Source organism: Limisphaera sp. VF-2, from assembly GCF_049537125.1.
Lineage (GTDB): Bacteria > Verrucomicrobiota > Verrucomicrobiia > Limisphaerales > Limisphaeraceae > Limisphaera.
In genome coordinates this window covers 617,734-635,915 of sequence record NZ_JBMVQY010000002.1, presented here as the reverse complement: position 1 = coordinate 635,915, position 18,182 = coordinate 617,734, and the positions used below count along the sequence as shown (strand labels likewise).

Annotated in this window: 9 protein-coding genes and 2 tRNA genes; 2 read left to right on the top strand and 9 right to left on the bottom strand. The window is 66.8% G+C overall.

All coding sequences use genetic code 11. The annotated features are described in order from the left end of the window. The first annotated feature begins 129 nt into the window (after nt 1-129). Nucleotides 130-204 (top strand) — tRNA-Asn (locus tag ACPDIT_RS09830). Nucleotides 205-1,110: 906 nt separating this feature from the next. Here ACPDIT_RS09830 and cobA read toward each other — a convergent pair. The 5 genes from cobA to ACPDIT_RS09805 form a co-directional block, all read right to left on the bottom strand. Further along, nucleotides 1,111-2,658 (bottom strand): uroporphyrinogen-III C-methyltransferase, encoded by a 1,548-nt coding sequence (gene cobA / locus ACPDIT_RS09825; protein ID WP_423443024.1) that lies wholly within the window; start codon nt 2,656-2,658, stop codon nt 1,111-1,113. 355 nt (nt 2,659-3,013) lie between these two features. After that, nucleotides 3,014-5,110, bottom strand: coding sequence for an ATP-binding protein (locus ACPDIT_RS09820; protein ID WP_423443022.1), 2,097 nt, complete (start codon nt 5,108-5,110; stop codon nt 3,014-3,016). A gap of 334 nt (nt 5,111-5,444) precedes the next feature. Next, on the bottom strand, nt 5,445-8,927 hold the full coding sequence (mfd, locus tag ACPDIT_RS09815; protein WP_423443021.1) for a transcription-repair coupling factor: 3,483 nt from the start codon (nt 8,925-8,927) through the stop codon (nt 5,445-5,447). 150 nt (nt 8,928-9,077) lie between these two features. Then, the gene (locus ACPDIT_RS09810; RefSeq protein ID WP_423443020.1) at nt 9,078-11,906 is read right to left on the bottom strand and encodes an FAD-binding and (Fe-S)-binding domain-containing protein; all 2,829 of its coding nucleotides are present in this window, start codon (nt 11,904-11,906) and stop codon (nt 9,078-9,080) included. A 637-nt stretch (nt 11,907-12,543) separates the two neighbouring features. Then, a tRNA-Ala gene (locus ACPDIT_RS09805) sits at nt 12,544-12,619 on the bottom strand. Nucleotides 12,620-12,867: 248 nt separating this feature from the next. Between ACPDIT_RS09805 and ACPDIT_RS09800 the strand changes: the two genes are divergently transcribed. Continuing rightward, nucleotides 12,868-14,244 carry a sigma-54-dependent transcriptional regulator gene (locus tag ACPDIT_RS09800; RefSeq protein WP_423443019.1) on the top strand — a complete coding sequence of 459 codons (1,377 nt, stop codon included), beginning with the start codon at nt 12,868-12,870 and terminating at the stop codon, nt 14,242-14,244. A gap of 184 nt (nt 14,245-14,428) precedes the next feature. Here ACPDIT_RS09800 and ACPDIT_RS09795 read toward each other — a convergent pair whose 3' ends face one another. From ACPDIT_RS09795 to upp, 4 genes are all read right to left on the bottom strand, one after another. Then, nucleotides 14,429-15,364, bottom strand: a complete 936-nt coding sequence (locus ACPDIT_RS09795) for a hypothetical protein (RefSeq protein WP_423443018.1) — start codon at nt 15,362-15,364, stop codon at nt 14,429-14,431. Between the two features lie 702 nt (nt 15,365-16,066). Next, nucleotides 16,067-16,567 carry a hypothetical protein gene (locus tag ACPDIT_RS09790; protein ID WP_423443017.1) on the bottom strand — a complete coding sequence of 167 codons (501 nt, stop codon included), beginning with the start codon at nt 16,565-16,567 and terminating at the stop codon, nt 16,067-16,069. A 50-nt stretch (nt 16,568-16,617) separates the two neighbouring features. Then, nucleotides 16,618-17,433 (bottom strand): LpxI family protein, encoded by an 816-nt coding sequence (locus ACPDIT_RS09785; RefSeq protein WP_423443016.1) that lies wholly within the window; start codon nt 17,431-17,433, stop codon nt 16,618-16,620. Nucleotides 17,434-17,549: 116 nt separating this feature from the next. After that, a complete protein-coding gene (gene upp, locus ACPDIT_RS09780; protein WP_423443015.1) occupies nt 17,550-18,173 on the bottom strand; it encodes a uracil phosphoribosyltransferase in 624 nt (207 codons plus the stop codon). Between the last annotated feature and the right edge of the window lie 9 nt (nt 18,174-18,182).

Here is an 18,182-nt window from a genome sequence, read left to right as displayed (position 1 = left end):
TGCCAAGTCGTTGCCCCGCTGGGTCCGGCTGCGACTCCCCGGGGGCTTGGAAACCCTGCTCGTGCATTCCGGACACAACCCCGTTGACGCCGCGCCGGCCTCTCGATAGATTGACCTCGCTCAAAAGGTTCCAGAGTAGCTCAATGGTAGAGCAGCCGGCTGTTAACCGGCGGGTTACAGGTTCGAGTCCTGTCTCTGGAGCCATTGTTTTTCCCTGACCCACATCCCAAAGTCCATCCGGCAGCAAGCTCCCCGAGGTCGTTTTTGCCCGGTGCACCCTGTCGGCGACGCGCGGGCAGCGTGACGCACGTGGCGAGCCCGTGGACCGAAGCGGCGAGGGCTGTTCCGCTGAGCCAGCGGTTCCCCGCCCCGGGCCAACCGGATGACTCCAACGCCTCCCGGCCCCGGGTTCAGGGAACGCGTTCGTGTGCCCGCCGACATTCTCGCCCCCGCCGCCCGAGGCTTGGTCCACGCTGCTGCACATCCCCCAGGGGGCTGCAACAGCAACCTGGTCGAGCGCCCGGCTTCATCGCGAGCATGACAACCCCCGGAATGCCGGGACATTTCTCGCCGACGCGGCGAGGAAGGTCGTCGGATCTCGCCGGGCACCGCGCATGTGGGGCCTGCCTGATTTCCCGAGAGGGCCAAGTCCTTCGTAAAAAGCCCCCGTCTCGGCTTCTCTTTTGGCTTCGCGGTGGAGCGCACTCGCGGGCCTGCGATTCTCGGCCCCGGGACGACGGACGCCAAGCCTTCGGGTTTCTGGCAGCAAGGGGGAAACCCTCCGGAGCCCCGTGCCGCGTGTGGAAAGCCAGTCCCGGCCGGACAAGGATCATGTTACAACTCCCCCGGCGGAGGAGGCCGGCAAGGAATTGGAAACCACCCCTGATCCACCGAACAGGCGGGTTCTTCCGTCCCAAACAGAGGAATCCCGACGAGACGCCCGTTTCCCTCGGCTTTCCCGCCGCCGAGGACGCTCGAAACTCCACCGAGCCTACGGAGATGTCCGGAACCTGAAACACGCCGTCCGCACACCGGCGCGGCCAGTGCGCCCGGCGCGAAAGCCCCCGCCGCGGAGGCGCGTTGTGCGCCCGGGCGTGGTTCGGTCGGGGATCAGACCGACTCCAGCAGCCGCTCTGCAACCACCCGATCGCGCAGAGCCGCCACCAGCCCCGGAATCGTGTGCTCGCGGGCCTCCACGGTCGGGGTCAATCCCAGCCCCGCCAGCGCCTTGCTGGTCTCGGGCCCGATGCTCGCCAGCCGCAGCCCGGGGAAGCGGGCCATCAACTTGCACAGGTCAAACCGCCGATGGAAGTGCTCGACCGTGGACCCGCTCGTGAAGGTAATCCAGTCGGCCCCCTCCTCGCGCAAACGACGTGCCATTTCGCCGCCCTCGTCGGTTTCCGGCACGGTGCGGTACACGGCAATGTCGTCCACGATCGCTCCATGCTCCTCCAACGCCCGGGGCAGATCCGGATTGGCCACCTCCGCCCGCAGCAGGCAGATGCGGAGGTTCTCCAGGCTCATGTAATTGGCCATCGCCTCGGCCACCTTGGTGCCCAGGGCTTCCTGCGGCACGACATCCACCTGCAGATGAAGCTGGCGCAATCGCTCGGCGGTGCCCGGTCCGACGGCGGCGATGCGCGCGCCTCCCAGATCGCGCAGGTCCTGAAACCGCTGGAAAAAGAACTCGAAAAACGCCGTGACTCCGTTCGGACTGGTGAAAACCAACCAGTCGTAGCCGTTCAGTTCCAGGATGGCGTCCATCACGTCCCGACGGCGCCGCGGAGGCGCGGTTTTGATCACCGGCACCTCCCACACCTCGGCGCCGAGTTCCGTCAATGGCCGGGCCAGGGCGGCCGCCTGATCCCGGGCCCGGGTGACCACCACCCGTTGGCCGAACAGCGGACGGCGTTCGTACCAGTTGAGCTTCTCCCGCAGCCGGACCACCTCGCCAATCACCGCCACAGAGGGAGCTCCCAGTCCGGCCCGGGCCAGCGCCTCGCCGATGGTAGCCAGGGTACCGGTCACAGAGCGTTGCCGGGCAGTGGTGCCCCACTGGGTCACCAGGACCGGCGTGTCCGGGGCCATACCATGGCGCATCAGTGTTTCGGCAATCCGGCCCATTTGAGCCGTACCCATCATGATCACTTTGGTCCCCGGCAGCCGGGCCTCGGCGGCCCAGTCCACCGGACAGTCGGGCGCATCCGGATCGGCGTGCCCGGTCAGAATCACCAGGCGGGAGCTGGTGCCGCGATGCGTGACCGGCACGCCCGCATAGGCGGGGACAGCCACGAAGGAGGAGACACCGGGCACCACCTCGAAAGGCACGCCCGCCTCGGCCAGATACAATGCCTCCTCGCCGCCCCGACCGAACACGTAGGGATCGCCACCCTTCAACCGGACCACGGTCTTGCCCTCGCGCGCCCGGGCCACCAGCAGCTCGAGGATTCGCGATCGATCCTCCGCCTGTTCACCCGCGCGGCGCCCCCCGAAGACCAATTCCGCGCCGCTCCGCGCCTGTTGCAGCAGGACCGGATTCACCAGCGCGTCGTATACCACCACGTCCGCGCGCTGCAACAACTCCGCCGCGCGCACGGTCAGCAGGCCCGGATCCCCCGGGCCGGCCCCCACCAAATACACTGTGCCCATTGCAGACATTTCTGGTCACCCTACCCGCCAAACGGGTCCGGACAAAGTGGTTTATCCATGGCATCCGACGCCCTTCCTGAACCCACACACCGGTTCACGAGACGAAGCGCGTCAGATGACAAGTTCTCCAACCCTCGAAAAACGTTGGATGGAGATGACCGCTTTGGCAACTGCGGCAGGCCGGCCGCGCACCGCGGGAATGGGTCGGGCCCCCGCCCAGTGACATTCCGCTCGGACGCCAGGGATCGCTTTCCGAGAAGTCCGTGGGCCCACCTGGGTCCGGCCCGCTGGCTCCAGCCGGCCGTGACACACCGGCGCGCCGGTTTCCCGCACCGCTTCCGCGGAGCCTTTTGGAGAAACCGAATCAACTGCCGGGCGCGGTGATATCCGCCAGAGGCAGGACAATCCGCACCACGCCCGACCTCTCCTCGCCTGCCGGGACCAGTTCCAACCGGCCGCGATGTCCCTCCACGATGCGTCGCGTCACTGCCAGGCCCAGTCCCAAACCCACGTTTCGCGTGGTGAAGAACGGCTCCACGGCCTTCTGGGCCGTTTCCGGGGTGAAGCCGCTGCCGCTGTCGCGAATCTCGATCAGCAGCGAGGGATGTCCGGTGCCGTTGGCCTGGGACATGAGCCGCACCGCCACCGTGGCCTCTTCCGGGCTGGACTGCAGAGCGTTCAACAGGACCTCGGTCAGGGCATGACGCAGGGCCGCCCGGTCGCCCTGAACAAATACCGGCTTCCCCAGATCCTGGTATTGAAGCCGGGCCCGGGATTGCGGCAGGTGCCTTTGCGCCTCCTGGAAAGCCTCCTGGATGAGCGGTCCCAGCGGCACCGGCTCGCCGGCGCCGCCGACGGCCTCGCCCGCCAGGAAACGCATTTGTTGCAAGAGCCGGTTGATCCGCTGCACACCCGTGGCCAGCGCCTGGTCCAGCGATTGACGAAACTCCGCGTCCTCGAACCGCTCCGCCAGCAACTGCTGATGCGTGGCCAGCGGTACCAGAGCGTTGCCGATCTCGTGCACCAGCCGGTCGGCCATGGTCCGAATCAGGCGCAAATGCGCCGTTTCCAGCTCGAGCTTCTGCAGGCGCTCCGCTTGCGTCCGGTCGTCCGCGATCAGCAGGGCCGACGCCATGCCACCCCCCAGAGTCCCGCTGCGGAAGGGCACGATGGAAACCATGAACACCGTGCCGGGCGCGTCCTCCGGCGTGTAACGGAAGGTGGGCAATCCGGCCCCCGTCTTGAGCACCTGGTACACCTTTGAACCCAGCGCGGCCGGAAGGTCCGAAAACTCCGGCTCGCCCGTGCGCCGACTGGTGCTCCGAAACAGCCGACGCGCCGCTTTGTTGGCGTGCAGGATCGAAAGGTCCGGCCCCACCACCACGCAGGCACTGCTCAGTTCCCGCAGAATTTCCGCCAGCATCTGGTGGTTGGCGACCAACTGATCGTGCAACCAGATGTTGCGAAGGGCCAGGCCCACCTGCTCCAGCAGGTGAAACACCAGTTCCAGTTCGGGATTGGCCAGGGGCTCGCCCGTGATGTGCCCGTCGAACAGCGCCACGCCCAGCAACTGTTCGCGGTCCATGATCGGCACCGCCACCTGCATGCCCAGCAGCTCGAATTCCTTCTGCGCTTCCGGGTCCTGCAGCAGCTCGGGACTGCTGCGCCGGAGGATGCGGCCCACCTGCTGCAGGGCCGCTCCCAGCCCGGCCTCGAGCGAGAGCTCGACATGCTCCAACACACTGGCCGAAACACTCAGCCAACAGACCGGCCGCAAGCTGCGCCCCTCTTCCGCCGACCGCGCTGCGGCTGTCAAGACGACCGGCTGCCGCAAAAAAATGACGGCGCGATTGATGCTGACCAGGTCGCGCAGGAGCAGCAGGAACTGCCTCAGCAGGCCCTCGGCATCGAGCGAATGCGTGAGAATGGCCGAGAACTTTCGGAGCACCTCGAAACCCGAGCGGGCCGGCCCCACCGCGGGTGTTTCCGGGGCCATCTCCCCGGAGCGCGCGCCCGGGAGCGTGAAAAAGTCGGTCCCCGTGGAACTCTTGGCGGGGGGACGAGCACTGGTGCCCCCGTTGCTGGCGGGTTCCGTCGTCACCGTCCGTCCCACCAACCGATCCACGATGGCCTGCACCAGACGCGGTCGCAGCGGCTTGGAAATGACCTGGGCCACGCCCTGCAGATAGGCCTCTTCCTCCCACTCCGCCTGCCGGGCACCCGCCAACACAACCAGCGGGCATTTGGGGGCCTGACGCCGGGCCCGCTCCACCAGCCACAGCGCCTGGACGCCGGTCAGATCCGTATCCAATACGCACAAGTGCACCCGACCGTGCGCCAGCAACGGCTCGGATTCCTCCAGCGAGGTCCGATGAACGATTCGGTACTGCTCCGGGTTCAGAGCCGCGCGGATGGCCTCGGCCGTATCCGGATGATCCGCCAGCACTAGAATGGTTCTCATCCCACCATGCACCGCCGAGCGTGGCAACGCTCTGCCTCTGCCGCTTCCAATTCCACAACCCTCCGGCTCCGGCCGCGTCTCCGGAGTTCAGGGCGCTCTCCCGACTTTGTGCGATTTAGAACGCAGTTAACCGGGTTTGTTGCGGGCCGTCAATGCCGACTCCATGTTGTCGCGTCCCGGCCGGGCCGACCATCGGGAGATGTCCGGAACCTGCGGTCCGGAGAATGCCGACACCTCCCGGTGGACGCCCGGGGCTCGTCCCGGGCACTCCCCTGGCCGGCGCGGTGTCTCCGGGCTGCCCCCGGCTCCGTCCGCGCGGGAACCGGCTTGGCGGTTACGACCTTTGCTGCTGCGCGGCCGACTCTTCCGGCACGACCGGCAGGGCTGCAAGAAACCGCAGGATTTCTTTCAGACGTGCGCCCGGGGCGCGCCGCATCAGTCGCGGAAACCGTCCGCCCCACTGCAACCACTCGCCATTGCGGCTGAGCATCAGGCGATCGTCGCGGACCTCCACGGCTGTGATCCCGCGGGCCGCCGCGGCCAGCTTGATCCGCACGGTCATCAGCAACCACTGCACCGGCTCCGGCAGGGGCCCGAATCGGTCGCGCATCTCCGCCTCCAGCGCCCGGAGCCCGGCTTCGTCGGTGACCTGGGCCAGGCGCCGGTACATTTCGATCCGGTGTCTGGGCTGCGGCACATAGCGGTGCGGCAGACAGGCAACGGCCAAGCCGGTCCCGTCGCCGCCGGCGCCGGCGGCCACTTCCAAGAAATCCAGCCGCAGCGAGACGTCCACCCGTTTGGGCAGGGGCCGGCCCTGCAGAGCCGCAATGCTCTGTTGCAGGAGCTGGCAGTAGAGTTCGAATCCCACCGCCGTGATGTGCCCGCTCTGCTCCGGTCCCAGCAGATTCCCGGCGCCGCGGATTTCCAGATCCCGCATGGCGACCTTGAATCCGCTGCCGAGCGAGGCGTACTGCCGCATGGCACTCAGGCGCTTGCGCACATCGGTCAACAATCGCGCATGCCGCGGCAGCAGCAGATAGGCATACGCCTGGTGTTTGTAGCGCCCCACCCGACCCCGCAGCTGGTACAGGTCGCTCAGGCCGAAACGGTCCGCCCGATCGATGATGATCGTGTTGGCGTTGGGAATGTCCAGGCCGCTCTCGATGATGGTCGTCGAAAGCAGAATGTCCGCCTCCCCGTTCACAAACCGTGTCATCACCTCCTCCAGGTCGTCTGCGCGCATCTGACCGTGCCCCACCACGATGCGCGCCTCCGGCACCAGGGCCTGCAACCGGGCGCGCATCGTCTCGATGGTCATCACCCGGTTGTGCAAAAAGTAAACCTGCCCGCCCCGATTCAGCTCGCGCAGAATGGCCTGCCGAATGACCTCTTCGTCATAGGGGACGACGATGGTCTCCACGGGCAGGCGGTCCTGGGGGGGCGTCTGGATGAGGCTCAGGTCCCGGGCCCCGGTCAGCGCCAGATAGAGCGTTCGCGGGATGGGAGTGGCACTCAGGGTCAACACGTCCACCTGCGTGCGCAGTTGCTTCAGCCGTTCCTTGTGCAGCACGCCGAAGCGTTGTTCCTCGTCCACCACCACCAGCCCCAGATCCTTGAACTGTACATCGTCCTGCAACAGCCGGTGCGTGCCGATGACAATGTCGACGGCGCCGATGGCCAGGCCCTCGATGACCTGACGTTGCTCCCTCCGGGTGCGAAAGCGCGACAGCAGCTCCACCCGCACCGGAGAATCCACCATGCGATCGCGAAACGTGTTGTAGTGTTGCTGGGCCAGCACCGTCGTCGGGACCAGCACCGCCACCTGTTTGCCATCCATCACCGCCTTGAACGCCGCCCGCAGCGCCACCTCGGTTTTCCCAAATCCCACGTCGCCACAAACCAGCCGGTCCATCGGCCGCGGTTTTTCCATGTCGGCCTTCACCTCGGCGATGGTCCGCAGCTGGTCCGGGGTTTCCTCGAAAGGGAACGCCGCTTCGAATTCCCTCTGCCAGGGCGTGTCCGGACCAAACGCATGTCCCGGTTGGGCCGCACGCGCCGCCGCCACGGCCAGCAACTCCGCCGCCACATCCCGTACCGCGCGCTCCGCCCGTTCGCGTGCCACCCGCCACCGGTGGCCCCCCAGGGTGTGCAGGGGCGGACGCACCCGACCCGCCCCCACGTACTTGCTCACCAGGTGCGCCTCGCTCACCGGGACGTAGAGCCGCGGCGGACTCTCCCCCGGCTCCCGGGGCGCATACTCGATCACCAGACATTCCATCCCCGATTCCCCGCCCGCACCGCCTCCCGGGAGGGTCGCCAGCCCCAAATACCGCCCGATGCCGTGGTTCAAATGCACCACCAGATCTCCCACCTCCCAGTCGGCAAAATCGATCTCGAACACAGACCGCATCGCCGCGGCATGGCGGGACTTCAACCGACGCGGCCGCGGAATGCGCGTGCGCCCGAAGACTTCTGCATCCGACACCACTACGCATGCCGCCGGTTCACACCAAAAGCCGCGGCTCAATGTCCCCAGTCGCACCTCCGGTCGGCGGCCCCGGGCTTCCTCGCCCGGCGGCAACAGATCTTCCCACAGTTCCTCGAACCGCTTTTGTTCCCCCGGCGTCGTGCAAAACACCACCACCGCATGGCCTTGGCGCAGCCACCGGTGCATCTGCTGGAAAAATGCCCGACGCTGCGCCTCGGCCACTTCCGCCGGAGGCGGCCGTTCCGGCAACGGGCGAAAGGCCTCCAAACTTTGCAAGTGGAGATCCAGCGCCGCAGCCTCCCGGGTGTCCCCATCCGCCGCCCGCCCCGCAAACGGCCCGGCCCCCTGCACGGCAGCGTGTTCCTCCGCCACCTCGCTCAAAAGCAACCGCGGCAACCCACGCTCAAGACAAAGACGCTCCACGCTCTCCCAGGTCTGAAAAAACGGGTCCGACTCGCGAATCTGTCCGGAGTATTCGGTCGCGCGCGCCTTCACCTCCTCCGGCTCGCAAACCACCAGCAGCGCGTGCCGGGGCAGATGCTCCAACAAACTGCTCATCTCCGGGGCAGTCTCCGTCCCGGCCGCCGCACTCTGCCAGCCGCGCCGCAACAAGCCCAGCTCACCGGCCGGCCCCAGCGTGACCGAATCCCTCGTTTCCCTCGAAACCTGGGTCGAGGGATCGAAGCTGCGCAGCGATTCCAACGTGTCCCCGAAGAACTCCAGCCGCACCGGCCACGGCTCCGTCGGCGGGAACACGTCCACAATGCCCCCCCGCAGGGCCAGTTCCCCTTTCTGGGTGACCTGCACCTCCGGCTCGTACCCCTGTGCCTCCAACCACTCCACCAGCGCCAGCGGGTCCACCCGATCGCCCCGCTGCAACGAGCGCAGTCGCCGACGCAATTCCCCCGGCGCAAAGGTCCGCTGCAACAGCGCCGTCGCACACGTCACCACCACCCGGACGCGCTCCTCGGGATGCGGGGCCGACGCCAGCTGCACCAACGTTTCCAAGCGCTCGCTGATCGTGTCCACGTGCGGCAACCGCTCCTCCCCCGGCAAGACCTCCCAGGCCGGAAAATAAAGGCTCAAATTGCCCACCGATGCAGCCGCAGCAGCGCCCCCGGCCTCCTTCGCCCCCGGCCCCGGTTCCGGCAGACCGCGCAACACCCGCAACCATGTCTCCAGGTCCTGCTGGAACAGCTCTTGCCGCCGCGGCTCCGGAGTCACCACCACCAGCGTTGTTTCGGGAAAACACAGGTGCAGCCAGGCGACCAGGAACGGCTGCGCCGGCTCGGCCACGCCCGTCACGTGCAACACCCCACCCCCCTCCATGCGCTGCACCAGCTCCCGGGCAGCGGGAGTTGCTTCAAACCGGGCCCAGACCGTCGAGGGGGCCCGGCTCTGGACACTTCGCCCCAACCTGTTTCAGCCTGATCCAGCCCCGCGACGGCCGTCAAGGGTGCGCGCCTGCGAATCCCTGCGTCACGCTTCCGGGAGCGCCTCCGCCAGCAACTGGGCCATGTGCAGCACACGCATCGACGTCAAATGCGCCACCTGCTGGCGACAACTTGTCCCCGAGGCCACCAACACCGTGCCAAACGGCGTGTGCTCCAACTGTTCCAGCAACGGCTCCGCCACCCGGACCGACAGGTCGTAGGTCGAGGCCATCGCCCCAAAGGCGCCCGCCATCCCGCAACAGCCGCTGTCCAGCAAACGCACGGTGCGGCCCGGGAGTCGCCGCGCCAATCGTTCCATCACCACCCCCCATCGTTTCACATGGCAGTGCGCGTGGATCAGCACCAGCCCCCCGTCCCGTCGCCACGGCACCGCGTCCGGATGCCGCTCCAGGACCCGCTCCACAAACGCCTCGAACAGGACACACCGCTCCGCCATGGCCTCGGCCCCCGGCAGTCGCAGCTCCCGATAATCCTCCGTGAACATTGTGAAACACGAAGGTTCCAGGAAAACCACCGGCGTCTCCGCAGCCAGCCCCTGAAGCAGGGCGAGGTTGCGGCGGCCCAGTTCCCGCGCCCGATCCAGATCCCCCTGGCTGAATGCCGGCCGACCGCAGCACGCCCGCCCCCGGAGCAACTGGACCTCGTACCCCAGCGCTTCCAGCACCGCCACTGCGGCCATCCCCACCGCTGGCTCGTGATAGCGAACAAACGTGTCGTCCCACAACAACACCCGGCCTCGCCGCGGCCCCCCAATCCGTCGGCGCCGTGCAAACCAATCGTCGAACCGCTGGCGGGCAAAGGCCGGCAAGGGCCGCCGCGCCGACAAGCCGACCACTTTTTCCATGGCGACCCGGACCCAGCCCCATTCCAACACCGTGTTCGCCACGCCCGCAAACCGTGCCCCCCAGGGCGCCCATTGATCCACGCGACTGATCCACCGCGCCGCCCGCGGCATGCCCACTGCCCGATGTCGCCCGTGCAACAGCTCCGCCTTCAACAACGCCATGTTTACGTTCGACGGACACTCCACCGCACACGCCCGACACCCCAGACAGGTCTCCAGCGCCACTTGCAACTCTTCCGATCCCCAAATCTCCCGGCCCGCGGAGCCACGCCCCTCCAAAGCCGCGCGGATCAGATTGGCCCGACCCCGCGTGCTCAACGCCTCCCAGCCCGTCACGGGAAAGGTCGGACACATCGTCGGCGCCAGTTTCCGGCAACCCCCGCACCCGTTGCACTGCTCGAGGTTGGCGACGAACGATTCATCCCGCGCCGCAAATGCCAACACCGGCGTAAACGGCAACCTCAGTTCGTACCCGGGCCCCTGCCGCAAATGCGTGTCACACGCATACCGCCCGTCCGGAAGGATCTTGCCCGGATTGAGCACCTGATGCGGATCGAACGCCCGCTTGATCTCGCGCATGGCCTGCAGCAGATCCTCGCCCAACTGCTGCGCCATGAACTCCGTCCGCGCAATGCCCACGCCGTGCTCCGCCGCCAGGGAACCCCCAAACCGGGCCACCAGCCGCGCCACACCCTCGGCCACTTGCCGCAGGCGCCGGACATCCTCGGCCCGATGCAGGTCCAGCACCGGTCGCACGTGCAACAGCCCCGAGCCGGCATGCCCGTAGAAGGAAGCCTCCAGACCCAGCTCGTCCAACAGCCCGCGCAGTTCCGTTACGTAAGCGGGCAATTGCTCGGGCCGCACCGCCGTGTCCTCGATGATCGTGGTCGGTTTGGCCGGCCCCTTCCGGCTCGTCAACAGCGACAAGCCCGCCTTGCGGAGCGACCACACCAGTGCCATGGCCCGTTCCTGGCGTACCGCCCGACAGCGGCGCCCCAACCGCCGCCGCTCCAACGCCGCCAGCTTTTCCTCCACCTCGTCGAAAAACTCCACGACCAACAAGGACTCGCACGGCTCTTCATCGAGGCCCAACAAACGCCGCGCCAGCTCGAAGGCGGGTTGGCCGCGCGTCTGGTCCAACAACAAGCGATCCAGGTGCTCGATCGCCGCCGGCCTCAGATCCTGCAGGCACACCGCGGCCTCCAGCGCCTCCATCATGGAGTCGAAAAACAGCACCCCCAGCGCCTTCTCGCGCGGCAACGGCACCACGCGCAACACCGCCGAAATGATCCCCGCCAGGGTACCCTCGCTGCCGCAAATCAGTTGGGTCAAATCCCCCGGTCGCTGCCCGTACCGATCCAGCGCGTAACCCGGCCAGCGTTTGATCAACCCGGGCGGCATTCGCTCCTGAATCCGCAGACTGTGAAACTGCACCACTTCGTCGGCCACCCGGCGTTGGGTGGGCAGGTCCTCCCCACCCGGCTCCGCTCGGCGCACCTTGCCGTCCGCCAGCACCACCTCCAGCGCCACCACGTAATCGGCCGTGGTCCCGTACAGCGGGGCCCGCGCACCCGAGGAATTGTTGGCGATCATGCCGCCCAGGGTTGCCCGGTCACTGGTGGCCACGTCCGGCCCGAAACAAAAGCCATGCGGTCGCAGAAACGCGTTCAACTCATCCAGAACCACCCCGGCCTCCACCTCCACCGTGCGTGTTTCCGGATCGAAGCGCCGAATCGCCCGCAGGTACCGTGCAAAATCCACCACCACGCCGTCTCCCAGGGCGCCTCCGGTCAGGCCCGTGCCCGCACCCCGCGGAATCACGCTCAATCCCGCCTCTGCCGCGGCCTTGATGATCGCGCTGGCCTGGCGCGCGTTCCGCGGAAAGGCCACGGCCGCCGGGACGATCTGATAGATCGAGGCGTCCGTCGCATACAGCTGGCGGGTCAGATTGTCGAAAGCCACCTCGCAGTTGGCCGCGGAAAGCAGGGCCTGTTGTTGGGTGGATGTCATAAGCACTGCCTTCGGAACGCTGCGCGCCTGCGCATCGGACGTCTTCGGCAACCGCCGCACTTCGGTCCCGGGCAGGACTGCAATCCCTCACGTCATCGGGCGTGCGTCTCATCGGCACGGCCCCGGCGGACGCGGCTCCTGGCCCGCTGCCCTCGGACCACGACTCAAGAGACTCCGGCGCTCAACGCCGCTGCCCACCTGAGCTGCAGAGCACTTCGCCTCGGGCGCGCTGCCCCGCCTTTCTCAACCGGCCTTTCGCGAGAGCGCTCCGCCTGCTGCTGTGCCCAACCTACTCATCCGCCGGCCGGAATCCAATGCCCAAACTGCAACCAGAGAAGGGTGTGAGCAGGCATGTTCCACCGGCCACTTCGGCCCTCCAGCGCGACGCAGACCCGGTCCAACAGGGGAAGAGGCACGGCGGTGCCCGGGGTCCCTGGGCGCGAGAGCCGCGCCTCTCAGAGGCCCGGAGCACTGTACCGTACGGGGTTTGGCAACGCCGCTTCGCCACCGCCCGTGGCCCGCGTTCCGGCGCGCCGCACTCCCCCAAATCCAAGCCAGACTTTCGGGGAGCTGGATGCGGTTCTGCGCCGCCAGACGAATCCGAGCCCGCCCCGGGGACGGCACGAAAAAAAGAAGATGGTGGAGCCGAGGGGACTCGAACCCCTGACCCCCACAATGCCATTGTGGTGCTCTACCAACTGAGCTACGACCCCACCCGTCTGAAGCACAATCTAGGCACCTCGCCCCGGTTGTCAAAGAGTTTGTGGAAGGCGCAGAACCCGGCCGAGCCCCCCAATTGAATCCCCCGGCTTTTCGCCGGATTCGCCGATCTCCCACCGTTTCCCCATTCCGACCACTGCTCCCGACCTCCACCGTCCCACCCCGGGCTCGTGCCAAACAGAAGACGCCCACGAAAACCTTGTGAGCCCCGCCTCGGAGGATACGATGAAACCGGGCAACCATGAACCGCGGCCCCTGCATCTTGATTGTAGACGACGATCCCGGGCAACGCAGCCTGCTGGAGTCGTTCCTGCGCAGCCAGGGTTTTGAAACGCTCACCGCCGGCTCCGGAGAAGAAGCCCTGGCCCTGCTGGCCCAGCGCCACGTCGATCTCCTGATCTCCGACGTTCGCATGCCCGGGCTGTCCGGCCTGGACACCCTGCGGCGGGCCCGCCAACAACACGGGACCCTGCCCGTGCTCCTTGTCACCGCCTATGCCGACATCCGCGAGGCGGTCGGCGCCGTGCGCGACGGCGCCCTCAATTATCTTCCCAAGCCCATCGACCTTGATGAACTGCTCCAATGCGTCCGCGAGGCCACCGGTCAGCGCCACCCGCTGCCCCGCCAGGGATCCCTCCCCAGCCTCCCGCCCGAGGTCATCGCCGTCAGCCCGCAAATGCAGGCCCTCCTGCGCGACGCCGCCCTGGTGGCCGCCTCGGACACCCGCGTGCTGATCACCGGCGAAAGCGGCGTCGGCAAGGAGGTCGTCGCCGATCTCATCCATGCCTGGAGCCGCCGTGCCCAGGGCCCGCTGATCAAGGTCAACTGCGCCGCCATCCCCGAAACCCTTCTGGAAAGCGAACTTTTCGGACACGAAAAAGGGGCGTTCACCGGGGCCACCCGGCAGCGTATCGGACGGTTCGAACAGGCCCGCGGCGGTACGCTGTTCCTCGACGAAATCGGTGACATGGCCCTGAGTCTGCAGGCCAAACTCCTGCGGGTCATTCAGGATGGCCGTTTCCAGCGTATCGGATCGAATCTCGACATTTACTCCGACGCCCGGATCATCGCCTCCACCAATCGCGACCTGGAATCTGCCGTGCGGGAGGGACGGTTCCGGGAGGACCTGTACTACCGGCTCAATGTCGTCGAACTCCACGTGCCGCCGTTGCGCGAACGGCCCGAAGACATCCTGCCCCTGGCCACCCATTTTCTGCGCCAGTTCACCGGCGGCCGCGCCCGATTCTCCCCTTCAGTTGTCAGTCTCTTACAGGCCTACTCCTGGCCGGGCAACGTGCGCGAACTCCGCAACGTGATGGAACGCGCCGCCCTCCTGTCTCATGGCGAGCTGGTGCTGCCCGAACACCTCCCCGCCCGCATCCTCCAGAGCGTCGAATCTCGGACCGACCCGCTTGGCGGCACCGAGCTGGTGCGTTTGGAAGAAGTGGAACGACAGAAGATTCTCGAAACCCTCCGTCGCTGTGGGTTCAACCGCACCGAGACCGCCCGCGCCCTCGGCATCAGCCGGCGCACCCTGGTTTACAAACTCCAGCGCTATCGGGAAGCCGGCTACGCCGTGGACCCGCCCTCAGAATCCCCCGGCCCGAGAGAGTCCTGAGGCCATGAGGCCGCGGACCGCGCGCTTCCTTGCGCGAGCCTGGATCCATGATCGCCCCAAATGCGGCGCCTCTCGAACTACGGGAGTGCCCCAGACCCGGGGTCACAGCGCGAGTGAGCTCAAAGAAGCCACAGACGTCGCAGCAGCACGGCCGCCCCTTACCCTCGAAGAACGCACGTCGGTTTCAGTGCCCCCCCGCAGGCCGCAGTTCGACTTCCTGGATGTCCGAAAAGGAAAGCGGAATTTCTTCCACCGCAGCGCCCCTCTGCACCTCCACGTGCATGTCGTTGGTGGTGATGCGCGTGATCCGGTTGACCACGTACTGGTGCCGACCGGTTTTGATGATGAGAACCGAACTTTTGTCGCGGCGAACCATGCCAAAGAATCCGCTGAACTTCGTCTCGAAGAAGCGCCGGTTGAATGCATATTCGCCCCGCTTGAAAACCGTCGGTTCGACCGGCTTCGCGGTGGCCGGTCCCTCGGTGTCTCTGGCCAGGTGCAGCCCGGCTCCGATCGCAGGCGCCGCGCCGGCAGCCCCTCCCGCAGCCGCCGCCTCGGTCGCAACTCCTTCCTCCTCCCTGGGGATCTGTGTGGGCAGTGCCAAGAACACCGCTTGCGGAATCACCGGAATCACCGCCGCCAGGCCGCACACCAGGGCCACCGGCCGCGCGCGGTAAATGGCTATCTCATAAGCGGCATACAAATTGGCCGCGTACAGCGCCAGCAGGATCAACCACCCCACCGGCGAGCCCAACAAGCCCGCCCAGATCGCGGGCTGCTCGGGCCGCGACAGCTTGCCCTCCACCGGCTGCGGCTTCGGCACCGCCGGACGCGCGGCCCGGGTCGCCTGCTCTTCCTCGAACACGTAAACTTCGGCAAATCGGCGGAACTTCGGATTCTTGGCAAATTCGCGCAGGGCCTCTTGGGAAAAGCGCTCCCAGGGAATGCGATCGGAGAACGTGCCATCGGGGAGGCGCAGGACAATCCCACGTTCATTGGCCGACACGGGCGAGCCTTCCATCCGCGTGCCGTCCGCCATGGGATACACTTCTGCCCAACCGGTGACAGCCCCCAGCGTCACCCAGGCGAGCAGGCTCAAAATGATCCAAACCCTTCGCACAAACCCATCGGATACCCCAAGCCACACGAAGGCGCAAAAGATTTCTCGCCGCTTGCCTGAGCCCGGGTGCATTTCCGCTTTCGAACACGGGATTCAAGAATGCCAGGGACAGGCCGTTTTCCCTCGCCTTTCCCATGCCGGGGCCAGCCGCGATTCCGTCGTGCTTTCGGGGATGTCGAGAACCTGAGATGGACCCAACTGCTTGCCCCAACGAGACGGCGATTCATCAACCCAGGGCAATGCCCCCCAGCTCACCGGATTGCCCCAAAAAACCGGACTTCACCGATCGCGACGTACCGGATTCCCGTAAAGCAAAGCGCCCTCAAAAGGCGGCATTCGCTGGGGAACGCCCGGCCTTGCCCTCGGCCTTCCCCCGTCAACGACGCTCGACATCCCTTCGGGCTTTCGGGTCTCCAAAACCCGGGATGTGCCGTGTGCTTCCCCTCACCTTTGTGCCCATGGCGGGCCAAAGTCCGCACCTCCCCACGCCAAGCCGCCACCCAGGTCGCCTCGGCCCGGGGACACCGCTCCGCGGTCCTTTTCCCGGGGCCCGCCTGACACAGAAACCGGAACGCCCCCACCGATCCCTCGAGCTTTCCGCAAGTCGCACCCCGCAGAGGGGCCGTCTGCCCGGACTTTCATGACTCCTTTCGCCCGCTGGGGACGGCCCCTTGACGCACTCTCTCCCCGCACGCAGCCGATTCAGCCCCCGAGCTGCAGACGGGCATCATTGGACAACAACCGGGTGAGGTTCTCCCAATTGACCTCGTTCATCTCGTTGAAGGCGTGCAGGTACACCGACACCACTTCGGCCGGATATTTGCCGAGCAGCTTTTCCACCGCCGCCTGCAACTTTTCGTCCTCCACCGAGTCAGGAAGGGTCTCCACCACGCCGTCCTGATGGGGGATGCCCAGGGCGTCCAGAAAATCCACCAGCATAGCCTTGTGCTTTTTCAGCAGCCAGGCGCGAATGAGGGCGGCAGCCGCGGTGTCCAGGGACGGCCTGGTCAGCGTGTTCAGAATGGTCACGTCCCGCTGTGCCCGGGGTTGCCGCAGCAGGTACACCGGACGCAACCGGCGCGCCTCGGCCACGGCCGCCAGCGTGGCCTTGTAGGTCGGTTTATCCTCCTGAAAGGCAAAATTCAGAATGTCTGCCGCCAACCCCGGCGACATGAACCCGATCAATTCGTGTGACTTGAGCATGCGCTGTTCTCTGCCGCTTTGACACAGCGGCCCGGACCTGGAGGGGCACCTCAGGCCGGGCCAACCGTCAGGAACGCGATTTTGTGGCGTCGCGCCAGCTGCGCGCAAGCCTCCTCTTCCAGCACCAGGCTCCGGTTCGCCTCGAAGGCAAACACGGCCACGCCGGCGCGGGCACAGGTTTCCAATGTCGCAGGCCCCACGCACGGAATGTCGAACCGCATGTCATGTCCCACCTTGGCCACCTTCACCGCCACCGCCCCGCCCCCGGGGCCGGCCAGCTCCCCCCCGCGCAACAGACACCGATCCGTTCCTTCGAACGCCTCCACCGCGAGCACCGTTCCCTGCTTGACCACCACGAGCTGCCCGATGTCCAGCCGCGCGATCTCCCGGGCCATCCGATAGCCGAACTCCACGTCAACCCGCTGTTCCGGCGTGGGCTCCGGGCCCAGTCGGTACCCGGGGCCTTTCATCAGCGGTCGCAACCATGGCGTGGCTTCCAGCACCTCGATCCCCTCCTGCCGAAGCTCCTCGATCACCGCGCCAAAAATCGTGTGGGCGTTCCGCTCCTTCAGCCGCATCAGCAACCCCAGCGCCCGCAGATCGGGTCGAATCTCGTACAGCCGCTTGGGCGCAATCTGCCCGGCCATGACACAGTGCCGCACGCCGCGTTGTCGCAACGCTCGAATCAGCCGTTCCAACTGGCCCACTTTGACCCACACCAACTCGTCCACCAGTCCCGCCAGGGCCGGATCGGTTTCCCCCTCGAAACCCACCGCCACCAGTCGCGGTACGCCCGCCGCCCGCACCTGGCGCGCCAGCAGCAGCGGCAGGGACCGACTTCCCGCAATCAGTCCCAACACCTCCACCCGAGGTGGACCTCCCTCGCAGCCCGGAACGGTTCCTGTCCCGGACCCGTCTGCAGATCGATGCGTCCCTGTGGATGTCATCCGCTCTGAAACCTTCCCCTGCCTTCCGGCCCATCTCAGGTCCCGAACAATCGATCCCCCGCATCGCCCAAACCGGGCAGAATGTAGCCCCGCTCGTTCAGTTGTCGGTCCACCGCGGCGGTGAAAATGGGCACTTGCGGGTGTCGCCTCCGCACCGCGCGAATCCCCTCCGGCGCGGCCACCAGGTTGATCAACCGGACCCGACGTGCCCCCGCCTCGCACAGCCGGTCCAGGGCCGCCAACGCGCTGCCTCCCGTGGCCAACATGGGGGCGATCAGGAAGACTTCGAACCGGGGCAGGCCCTCGGGGAGACTCTCGTGATAAAACGACGCCCGCAACGTGGTCTCCTCCCGGCGCAACCCCAGAAACCCCACCCGGGCATGCGGGATCAACTGCAGGATCCCTTCCAACATGCCCAGACCCGCCCGCAACACGGGCACCAGCAGCACCTCGCGCTCCAGCACGAAGCCCTCCGTCTCTTCGAGGGGCGTATGAACCCGGCACCGTCGCACCCGCAGGGAGCGCGTGGCCTCGTAGACCATCAGGGCCGCCACCTCTCCCAGCAACCGCCGAAACTCCTGCGGCGCTGTCCGCCGGTCCCGCAGCCGCGTCAGGTTGTGTCGGATCAACGGATGCCGAATGACGGTGACGCCACGCACAACCCGATC

Bases quoted from the DNA above. Each gene is read 5' to 3' on its own strand.
- cobA (WP_423443024.1), bottom strand. From the start codon at position 2,658: ATGTCTGCAATGGGCACAGTGTATTTGGTGGGGGCCGGCCCGGGGGAT.
- ACPDIT_RS09800 (WP_423443019.1), top strand. From the start codon at position 12,868: ATGAACCGCGGCCCCTGCATCTTGATTGTAGACGACGATCCCGGGCAA.
- mfd (WP_423443021.1), bottom strand. From the start codon at position 8,927: ATGGAGGGGGGTGGGGTGTTGCACGTGACGGGCGTGGCCGAGCCGGCG.
- ACPDIT_RS09820 (WP_423443022.1), bottom strand. From the start codon at position 5,110: ATGAGAACCATTCTAGTGCTGGCGGATCATCCGGATACGGCCGAGGCC.
- ACPDIT_RS09810 (WP_423443020.1), bottom strand. From the start codon at position 11,906: ATGACATCCACCCAACAACAGGCCCTGCTTTCCGCGGCCAACTGCGAG.
- ACPDIT_RS09790 (WP_423443017.1), bottom strand. From the start codon at position 16,567: ATGCTCAAGTCACACGAATTGATCGGGTTCATGTCGCCGGGGTTGGCG.